The sequence below is a fragment of the Pseudomonas nitroreducens genome (assembly GCF_024170165.1).
Taxonomy (GTDB): domain Bacteria; phylum Pseudomonadota; class Gammaproteobacteria; order Pseudomonadales; family Pseudomonadaceae; genus Pseudomonas; species Pseudomonas nitroreducens_C.
The window spans coordinates 565982-573214 of record NZ_JALJXP010000002.1 but is presented as its reverse complement, the minus strand read 5'-3'; the positions used below and the strand labels follow the sequence as shown (position 1 = coordinate 573214).

Annotated in this window: 5 protein-coding genes; 1 reads left to right on the top strand and 4 read right to left on the bottom strand. The window is 66.2% G+C overall.

The window, feature by feature from the left end; all coding sequences use genetic code 11:
• The 3 genes from J2T47_RS06975 to J2T47_RS06965 all read right to left on the bottom strand — a co-directional run.
• Window positions 1–446 (bottom strand): helix-turn-helix domain-containing protein (locus tag J2T47_RS06975; protein ID WP_253443771.1); only part of this gene is annotated, 446 nt, incomplete at its 3' end.
• A 398-nt stretch (window positions 447–844) separates the two neighbouring features.
• Window positions 845–3244 (bottom strand): endopeptidase La, encoded by a 2400-nt coding sequence (gene lon, locus J2T47_RS06970; RefSeq protein ID WP_253443770.1) that lies wholly within the window; start codon window positions 3242–3244, stop codon window positions 845–847.
• Window positions 3245–3350: 106 nt separating this feature from the next.
• On the bottom strand, window positions 3351–4157 hold the full coding sequence (locus tag J2T47_RS06965; RefSeq protein WP_253443769.1) for an AraC family transcriptional regulator: 807 nt from the start codon (window positions 4155–4157) through the stop codon (window positions 3351–3353).
• A gap of 83 nt (window positions 4158–4240) precedes the next feature.
• On the opposite strand from J2T47_RS06965, the gene J2T47_RS06960 reads away from it, so the two are divergent.
• Window positions 4241–5104, top strand: a complete 864-nt coding sequence (locus tag J2T47_RS06960; protein ID WP_253443768.1) for an ATP-binding protein — start codon at window positions 4241–4243, stop codon at window positions 5102–5104.
• 19 nt (window positions 5105–5123) lie between these two features.
• Here the strand turns inward: J2T47_RS06960 and J2T47_RS06955 are convergent, their stop codons facing one another.
• Window positions 5124–7172 carry a TonB-dependent receptor gene (locus J2T47_RS06955; RefSeq protein ID WP_253443767.1) on the bottom strand — a complete coding sequence of 683 codons (2049 nt, stop codon included), beginning with the start codon at window positions 7170–7172 and terminating at the stop codon, window positions 5124–5126.
• Window positions 7173–7233 lie beyond the last annotated feature (61 nt).

Genomic DNA, 7233 nt, shown 5'->3' with positions numbered 1-7233 from the left:
GTCAGGAAATGCCCCTTGTAATCGGCCGTCCAGAGCACGTTGGGGACCTTGGCCGAGCGCAATGGTTTTGCGTAAGCCGGCACGCGCTGTCGCAAGCGGCGCGGCGGAATCAGGTTCGCCTGCTTGAGAATGTTGTAGATCGTCGTTCGTGACGGCCCTTGCCCGGGGTAACGCTGTTCGACCAGTACCTGGATCTTCTTGGGGCCCAGATCGACATTCGAGCTACGCCGCAGTTCGAGGATGTACTCACGAATCACGTAGGGCGTCGTCAGCGCCTGATGATGCCGGCGCCGGCTCTGCTCGCCCAATCCCTCCAGGCCGCTCTGCCGGTAGCGCTCGACCCACTTGTAACCAGTTTTCCGACTGATGCCGAAGCGCTCGCAGAGCACGGTGAAGCTGTAGAGCTCGCGCAGGTAGTCGGCAATGAACAGCACTTTCTCGTCCATAGGTTTCAGCTCTCGCCAAGGCATGGGGCAATCCTCGTGAGGTGACCCCTGCAGGTTAGAAACTGTTACCCATGTGCCTGAACAAAACTGTCACCTATGTGGGTGAGTCGTACCGGGGCAAGACCTTTGCCTACTTTGGGGCGTTTGCCAAAGTGGGTCGCCCGAGGGGGCGAAACAAGAAGCCCGCGCGCACGCCGAAGCGGCGCTGAAACTCCCAAGCTCAAGCTCAAGCTCAAGCTCAAGCTCAAGCCCAAGCCCAAGCCCAAGCCCAAGCAAGAGCATCGCGGAGAAGCTCCGCTCCTACAAAAGCAAAAGCCGAAACACCGGAGCAAGCCTGTAGGAGCGCCCCATGGGCGCGATCGCGGGCATGGCCCGCTCCTACAGGTTGGCGCAGGGCATCAGGCCGGGAACAGCACCTTCGCCACATCGCCAAAACGCTTGGCGAAATGCACCGTCAGGCCTTCCTTCAGGTACTCCGGCAGTTCCTCGAAGTCACCACGGTTGGACTCGGGCAGGATCAGCTCGAAGATCTTCTGCCGGCGCGCCGCGATGACCTTCTCGCGCACCCCGCCAATGGGCAGCACCTGGCCGGTGAGGGTCAGCTCGCCGGTCATGGCCACGCCTTTCTTCGGCGCCTGGTTGCGTGCCAGGGACAGCAGCGCGCTGGCCATGGTCACGCCGGCGCTGGGGCCGTCCTTGGGCGTGGCGCCCTCGGGCACGTGCAGGTGGACGAAAGCCTGGTCGAAGAAGGTCGACTCGCCGCCGTACTTCTTCAGGTTCGAACTGATGTAGCTGTAGGCGATCTCCGCCGACTCCTTCATCACGTCGCCCAATTGCCCGGTGAGCTTGAAGCCGCGGTTCAACGTGTGGATGCGCGTCGCCTCGATGGGCAGGGTCGCGCCGCCCATGCTGGTCCAGGCAAGGCCGGTGATCACGCCGACGCCGGAGAGCACCTGCTCGGTGCGGAACACCGGCATGCCGAGGTATTCCTCCAGGTCCTTGGCGCCGATCTTCACCACCGATTCGGGGTCTTCCAGCAGCTTCATCACCGACTTGCGTACCAGCTTGCCGAGGACTTTCTCCAACTGGCGCACGCCGGCCTCGCGGGCGTAGCCCTCGATCACCGCGCGCAGGGCGGCGTCGTTGATCGACAGGCGGTTCTTCGGCACGCCGGCCTTTTCCAGCTGCTTGGGCCACAGGTGACGCTTGGCGATGGCCAGCTTCTCCTCGGCGATGTAGCCGGACAGGCGGATGACTTCCATGCGGTCCAGCAGCGGGCCAGGGATGGAATCCAGGGTGTTGGCGGTGCAGACGAACAGCACCTTGGACAGGTCCAGGCGCAGGTCCAGATAGTGGTCGAGGAACTCCACGTTCTGCTCCGGATCCAGCGTCTCCAGCAGCGCCGAGGCGGGGTCGCCCTGGTAGCTGCTGCCGAGCTTGTCGATCTCGTCCAGCATGATCACCGGGTTCATCACCTCGACGTCCTTCAGCGCCTGCACCAGCTTGCCGGGCAGGGCGCCGATGTAGGTGCGGCGGTGCCCCTTGATCTCGGCCTCGTCACGCATGCCGCCAACGCTGAAGCGGTAGAACGGCCGCCCCAGGCTCTCGGCGATGGACTTGCCGATGCTGGTCTTGCCCACGCCCGGCGGGCCCACGAGCAGCACGATGGAGCCGGCGATCTCGCCCTTGAAGGTGCCGACCGCGAGGAATTCGAGGATGCGGTCCTTGACGTCTTCCAGCCCGGAATGGTGCCGGTCGAGGACCTTGCGCGCGTGCTTGAGGTCGAGCTTGTCGACGCCCATCAGGCCCCACGGCACCGAGGTCGCCCAGTCGAGGTAGTTGCGCGTGACGGCGTATTCCGGCGAACCGGTTTCGAGGATCGACAGCTTGTTCAGCTCTTCGTCGATGCGCTTCTTCGCCTGCTCGGGCAGGGTCTTGCCTTCCAGGTGGGCGCGGAATTCGTCGGAGTCGGCGCTCTTGTCGTCCTTGGTGATGCCCAGTTCCTGCTGGATGATCTTCAGCTGTTCCTGCAGGAAGAACTCGCGCTGGCGCTCGCCGATCTTGCGGTTGACCTCGGCGGACAGCTCCTTCTGCAGGCGCGCCACTTCCACTTCCTTGCGCAGCAGCGGCAGCACCTTCTCCATGCGCTTGAGCATCGGCACGGTGTCCAGCACGCCCTGCAGTTCGGCGCCCGGCGCGGTGGTCAGCGCGGCGGCGAAGTCGGTCAGCGGCGACGGATCGTTGGGGTTGAAGCGGTTGAGGTAGTTCTTCAGCTCTTCGCTGTACAGCGGGTTGAGCGGCAGCAGTTCCTTGATCGCGTTGATCAGGGCCATGCCGTAGGCCTTCACCTCGTCGCTCGGGTCGTTGGGGGTGTGCGGGTACTCCACCTCCACCAGGAAGGGCGGGCGGTGGCGCTTGATCCAGCCGCGGATGCGCACGCGCGACAGGCCCTGGGCGACGAACTGCAATTTGCCGCCCTCGCGGCTGGCGTGGTGCACGCGCACCAGGGTGCCGTGTTCGGGCAGGCTGTCCGGGTCGAAGTGGCGCGGGTCTTCCGGCGGGTTCTCCATGAAGAACAGCGCCAGGCTGTGGTGCTCGGTCTTGGCGACCAGTTCCAGCGTCTCGGCCCACGGCTCCTCGTTGACGATCACCGGCAGCACCTGCGCCGGGAAGAACGGGCGGTTGTGGATCGGGATGACGTAGACCGTGGTCGGCAGGTTCTGCCCCGGCAACACCAGCCCGGTGTTGCTGACCTCTTCGGCGCTATGGATATCGTGAATCTCGTCGTGGTCGCTCATGAGGCACCTGACTGATTGAACATGACAGTCTAGATGGGGAAACCGGCGCAGGGTTTCAATCCCATTGCATGTAAGGATGTTGCGTCCGATTGTGTGAGAACCGAGCTTACGAACGGATTAGCGCACGCGGCCGCAGGAAATCGCTGGGCGGCCGGCCGAACTGGCGGCTGAACATGGCGCTGAAGGCGCTGGGTGTGCTGTAGCCCACCTCCAGCGCCACGCTCAGCACGCTCTCGCCCTGGGCCAGGCGCTCCAGTGCCGCGAGCAGGCGCGCCTGTTGCCGCCATTGACCGAAGGTCAGCCCTGTTTCGGCGAAGAACCAGCGTTGTACCGTCTTGCCGTCGACGCTCAGTCGGGCCGCCCAGTCGGTGAGGCTGGCGGTGTCGCCGGGCTGCGCCTGGATCGCCTGGCACAGCGCGCGCAGCCGCGGATGGGCGGGCAGCGGCAGGTGCAGCGGCAGCATGGGGTCTTCGCGCAGTTCATCGAGCATCAGGCCGAGGACGCGGCCGTCGCGGGAATCCGGCGTGACCTCGCCGCTGATCGACAGCGCCGCCAGGATCAACTCGCGCAGCAACGGCGAGACCGCCAGCACGCAGCAGTCCGCTGGCAGGTGCGGGGCGCTGCCCGGCTCCACATAAAGCGTACGCACCTGCACCTCACCGACCATGCGCGTCCAGTGCTCCACGCCGGCGGGTATCCACAGACCACGGTTGTCCGGCACCACCCACTGGCCACTGGCGCTGCCCACCACCAGCACGCCGCGTACGGCGTAGAGCAGTTGCGCGCGGTGATGGCTGTGCGCGGGCACCTGGTGACCATCGGGAAAGTCCAGGGCGACCGCTGCCACCGGGCTGGCGGCCCGTTCGTCGCCATGGTTCTCCGGCGGTGGGGTGGTGATGTCCTTTTTGCGCATGTGGATGCCTGTTTGTCGTTAGACGACCACTTTCCTCTATCGTTAGGCTGCCGAACAGTCCCCTCTGCCTCGATGATCCCGCCATGACCGACCTGCCTGCCATCGCTGAGCAACTGGCCCGAATCGCCCGGTTGCTCGAACAATCCCTGCCTGCGCGCCCCGAGCTGGCGTTGCAGGAAGGCGCCATCGCCCACCTCTGGGAATACCGCCAGGGCCAGCCGCGCCTGACGCCGGTGATCGAGCCGGCGCTGATCGCTTTCGACGACCTGCGCAATGTCGACCGGCAGAAGGCATTGATCGAGCAGAACACCCGCCAGTTCGTCTCCGGCCGCCCGGCCAACAACGTGCTGCTGACCGGCGCTCGCGGCACCGGCAAGAGTTCGCTGGTGAAGGCCTGCCTGCAGGCCTTCCATGCCGAGGGGCTGCGCCTGATCGAGGTGGACAAGGAGCACCTGGCCGACCTGCCGCAGATCATCGACCTGCTGCGCCACCGCCAGGAGCGTTTCATCCTGTTCTGCGACGACCTGTCCTTCGAGGATGGCGAGACCGGCTACAAGGGCCTGAAGACCGTGCTTGACGGCTCGGTGGCCGGGCAGTCGGGCAACGTGCTGATCTACGCCACCTCCAACCGCCGCCATCTGCTGGCCGAGCGCGCCGAGGACAACCTGTCGTTCCAGCGCAGCGAGAGCGGCGAGTTGCACCCCGGCGAGGCGGTGGAGGAGAAGATCTCGCTCTCCGAGCGCTTCGGCCTGTGGATATCTTTCTATGCCTTCAGCCAGGAGCAGTACCTGGAGGCGGTCGCCCGCTGGCTGGAGTTCCACGGCCTGGGCGGCGCGCAGCAGGAGGAGTGGGAGCAGGCGGCGATCCGCTGGGCGACCCATCGCGGGTCGCGGTCCGGACGGATCGCCGCGCAGTTCGCCCGGGATTACGCTGGGCGTCGGCTCTAGGAGATCAGAACGCCACTGCTTAGAAAGCCACTTTCACCCCCGCCTGGATGCCGCGCCCGCCGGCCGGCACGCTGTCGCGCAGGATGGAGCTGGCATAGCGCACGGTCTGGTTGGTCAGGTTCTCGCCCTTGACGAAGGCCAGCCAGCGGCTGTCGCCCAGGTCGAAGCGGTAGCCGACGCTGGCGCCCAGGGTGGTGTAGCCGTCGGTGCGCAATTCGTTCTCCGGTACGCGGTTCTGGTCGGCGGCGTATTCCACGCCAACCCGTGCCTGCCATTGCTGCAGTTCCCAGAGCAGCGCGCTGTTCAGGCGCAGCGGGGCGATGCGCGGCAGGGCTTCGCCGGTGTCCTTGTTCTTGGCGCGGGTGTAGTCGCCGGAAAGCTCCAGGTCGAAGCGTCCATAGGGGCTGTCCAGCAGGTGGATACGGTCCTGCGCCTCGACGCCGTAGAAGTCCGCCTTCACGCCGCTGTAGAGGTACTCGGGCAGCGCCTCGTCGTCACTGGCATCCACTACTGCGCCTTCCTCGTCGCGGTAGCGCCCGCTGGCCAGCAGGCCGATGTAGTTGGAGAAGCGGCTGTAGAACACGCCGACGCTGCCCTTGTGGCGAGCGCTGTCGAAGCGCAGGGCGAGGTCGGTGGAGACGGCCTTTTCCTTGCTCGCATCGGCGTCGCCGACTTCGAAGGTGCCGGTGGCGGCGTGGGCGCCGTTGGCGTACAGCTCGTAGAAGGTCGGAGCGCGCTCGGTGTAGGCCAGGGTGCCGGCCAACGACCAGATCGGCGTCAGCTTGTACACCGCGCCGGTGGACAGACTGCCGGCGGTGAAGCTGCGCGAGCCGTCGTTCTCGGCGAAGCGCTCGTTGTCCTTGGCGTTGGGCTCGATGCGCGTGTGCTCGACGCGGCCGCCCAGGTTCAGCGCCAGACGCTCGGTGGCCTGCCAGTTCTCCAGGAAGAACAGTGCAGCGCTGTCGGTCTCGGTGTGCGGCACGAAGGCTTCTTCGCCCAGCGCAGAGAAGCGGCTATTGGCGACCTGCGCGCCGACCACGCCGTCCAGCGGGCCGATGGGTTTGTGCCGCGCCTCGATACGCGCCTCGTAGCCGTCGTTCTTGAAGGTGGTGCCGGTCTGGCCGTCCTCGATCTCCTTGTGCTGGTACTCGGTGTAGGCGGCGTCCAGCTTGACCGAGCTGAAGGGGCCTTCGAGGTCGCGGATTTCCGAGGCGAAGGCGTAACGGTCCTGCTGCATCTTCAGGCGCACGTCGTCTTCGGCGGGCGAGCCGTAGTTGCTGTCGTAGCCGCTGTAGGACAGGCCAGCATAGCCGTGGTCCCAGTGGTAGCTGCCGCCGATGGCTCCGCTGTCCTGGCGGCCATCGCTGTTGTTCACGCGGTGCTTCGATTCGTCGCCGTCGATCTGCCGTTGCCTGGATGAATGGGCGTAACCGGGAATGCGCAGGTCGTTGAACTCGCGGGAGCCGGCATCCAGGTGCAGGGCGAAGGTGCCGTCGCCGGCCTCCAGCGCGCCGGCGCTGCTGCGGGTGGTGTCCGAGCCGCCGTAGCGCAGTTCGCCCTGGCCGTGGATGCCGTCCACCGGTTCGCTGGGGATGCGGTTGTCGAAGCTGTTGACCACGCCGCCGATGGCGTTGCCGCCGTAGAGCAGGGCGGCTGGGCCGCGCACGACTTCGATGCGCTCGACCACGTTGGGGTCTTCCGGCACGGCGTGGTCGTAGGACAGTGAAGAGGCGTCCAGTGCACCCACGCCATTGCGCAGCAGACGGATGCGGTCGCCGTCCATGCCGCGGATCACCGGGCGGCTGGCGCCGGGACCGAACCAGGTGGAGGACACGCCGGGCGTGCCGTTGAGCGTTTCGCCCAGGCTGCCTTTCTGCCGCAGGGTCAGCTCGTCGCCCTGCAGCACGCTGCTGGGTGCGGCGGGGGAGGCATCACCCAGCGGGTTGGCGGTGATCACCTGGGGTTCCAGTTCGGTGGGGGCAGCATCAGCCAGCGACGGTGCGCCAGCGCACAGGGCGAGGCCCAGCGGAGCTAGACGCCAGCGCGGGCGGGGAAGGGATGGGGGCATGACGAACTCCTGGTTTTTCTTCTGGCAAAGCGAGCCCCTCCCTCGTGATCAGGGATGCGCC

What these genes read in the sequence shown, in the direction of transcription:
- J2T47_RS06965 (WP_253443769.1), bottom strand. Translation starts at nt 4,157, where the DNA reads ATGCGCAAAAAGGACATCACCACCCCACCGCCGGAGAACCATGGCGAC.
- J2T47_RS06960 (WP_253443768.1), top strand. Translation starts at nt 4,241, where the DNA reads ATGACCGACCTGCCTGCCATCGCTGAGCAACTGGCCCGAATCGCCCGG.
- lon (WP_253443770.1), bottom strand. Translation starts at nt 3,244, where the DNA reads ATGAGCGACCACGACGAGATTCACGATATCCATAGCGCCGAAGAGGTC.
- J2T47_RS06955 (WP_253443767.1), bottom strand. Translation starts at nt 7,172, where the DNA reads ATGCCCCCATCCCTTCCCCGCCCGCGCTGGCGTCTAGCTCCGCTGGGC.